2 protein-coding genes and 1 pseudogene are annotated in these 1,772 nt (G+C 67.7%); 2 read left to right on the top strand and 1 reads right to left on the bottom strand.

All coding sequences use genetic code 11. The features are described 5' to 3' along the window. Positions 1–119: pseudogene (locus AC1VAN_RS20720) on the bottom strand (type IV pili twitching motility protein PilT); the annotation flags it as partial. Between the two features lie 121 nt (positions 120–240). Between AC1VAN_RS20720 and AC1VAN_RS20715 the strand changes: the two are divergent. Together AC1VAN_RS20715 and AC1VAN_RS20710 are read left to right on the top strand one after the other, a co-directional pair. After that, positions 241–606, top strand: a complete 366-nt coding sequence (locus AC1VAN_RS20715) for a DUF4398 domain-containing protein (protein ID WP_025878451.1) — start codon at positions 241–243, stop codon at positions 604–606. Then, positions 603–1,487 (top strand): OmpA family protein, encoded by an 885-nt coding sequence (locus AC1VAN_RS20710; RefSeq protein ID WP_025878452.1) that lies wholly within the window; start codon positions 603–605, stop codon positions 1,485–1,487. The genes AC1VAN_RS20715 and AC1VAN_RS20710 overlap by 4 nt, the downstream gene beginning before the upstream one ends. Positions 1,488–1,772: the final 285 nt, after the last annotated feature.

The raw sequence follows: 1,772 nt of genomic DNA, 5'->3' as shown, positions 1-1,772 counted from the left end.
GTATTGCCGAGCGGATACAGCTTGCCCTCGATCTTGATGTACACCGGCGCGCCGGTGGTCAAGAACATGTCCGAAGCGTTCTTTTCGGTCATCAGCTTCAGGAAGTAGCCGATATCCATTGCGAATTTTCCCCAACGAAACTGCCGGTGCCCGTTGCAAGCACGGTACCGGCTTGACGACAATGGCCGCGAACCGACAACCGGTACGGCCTCCCCAATGAAACGACTTAGCTTCGCACGAATGCGCCACAGCCTGTATGTGATGGCGTTTGCATTCGCACTCTCTGCTCCCGCCTGGGCGCAGGATGGCGCGTTGGAACTGGCCCAGGCCCGGCAGGCGGTGGACAAGGCCACCCAGGCCGACGCCGACCAGTACGCCCCGGACCTGATCGGGTTGGCCCGCCAGGGGCTGGAGCAGGCCCAGCGTGCCGCCGGCGACCGCCGCGAGCGCAAGAACGCACCGGCGCTGGCCCTGCGTGCCACCGTTGACGCCGATCTGGCCCGTGCCCGCAGCGAGGAAGCCACGGCGACCGCACAGCTGCAGCTGCGCCGCAACGAGGTCAACCAGCTGCAGCGCCAGTTGTCGACCGGGGAGGACCGCCGATGAAGACGATTTCCGCGCTGACCCTGGCTACGCTGCTGGCCCTGCCGACGCTGGCACTGGCCGCTGACAACCCGATGGTGGGCCAGCTGAGCCAGCGCCTGATGGCGATCCAGGCCAATCCGGACACCGCCGAACTGGGCGCCTTCGAGCGCATGCAGGCGCAGCAGGCCATCGCCACCCTGGAAAAGGCCAAGCGCCGTGACCAGGAGCTGGCCACCTACCTGGCCGAGCGCCGGGTCGAGATCGCCGAGACCGCCGTGCGGGCTGCGCTGGCCGCGCGCGAGGTCGACCGCCTGGAGCGCACCCGCGGCGACCTGCTGATCGAGGCCAGCCGCCGCGATGCCGCCCGCGCCCGCCAGGAGGCCGAACAGCTGCGCATGCAGGCGCAGATGCAGGCAGAAGAGGCCGAACGCCTGCGCCAGGCGGCCGAGGCCGAGACCCTGGCCCGCCAGGATGCCGAGAACGCCCTGACCAGCGTGGCCGGCAAGCAGCAGCAGCGCCTCAGCTCGGCCCAGCAGAACGCGGCCAAGCTGGCCCGTGAGGAAGCCGAGCTGGTGTCCGGGCAGAAACTGCCGGGCTCGAAGTTCGATGGCCGCGGCGAGGTCTTCACCTTTGCCGGTGACGCGTTTGCGGCCGGGGCCTCGAGCCTGTCCGGTGGCGCCCGCAACCAGGCCAAGGCCCTGGCCGAGTACGTGAACATCGGCAAGAAGGGCAGGATCCGCATCGAAGCCTATGACAGCGCCAATGGCGTCGGCCAGAAGCGCGCCGAGGCACTGCGCGACGCGCTGGTGTCGGCCGGTGTCGCCAGCAGCCGTATCCAGGTTGCTGGGAAGAAGGCCGCCTCCACCCGGGCCCGCTCGGCCGAGGTCGTCATCGCGCCGTAATTGATTGATATTGTTTGTTTTTCGTTGTGTTGAGTATTCAGCCTGAACCCCGCCTCGGCGGGGTTCGGTCTTTTTGCCGCAGGGGCTTGAACCCCGTCCAGAGCAAGCGTAGGGTCAATTGTCCGGGACGCAATAACGCGGACCGGACGATGGGAGGGCCGGGCCGATGCAAGCAGGGCGCGAACCGCAGCAGATCGAAGTGCGCAGGCCAGTGCCGCACGTCGTTGTGGGCACCCATGTGGGCATCGACCGGCACTCCTCCATGAACAACGCCCCGTGCCTTGC

Source organism: Stenotrophomonas sp. 05L44_2 (assembly GCF_056665995.1).
Note: the sequence above shows the minus strand (reverse complement) of the source record. Positions and strands in the feature narration are given on the sequence as shown.

What these genes read in the sequence shown, in the direction of transcription:
- AC1VAN_RS20710 (WP_025878452.1), top strand. Translation starts at nt 603, where the DNA reads ATGAAGACGATTTCCGCGCTGACCCTGGCTACGCTGCTGGCCCTGCCG.
- AC1VAN_RS20715 (WP_025878451.1), top strand. Translation starts at nt 241, where the DNA reads ATGCGCCACAGCCTGTATGTGATGGCGTTTGCATTCGCACTCTCTGCT.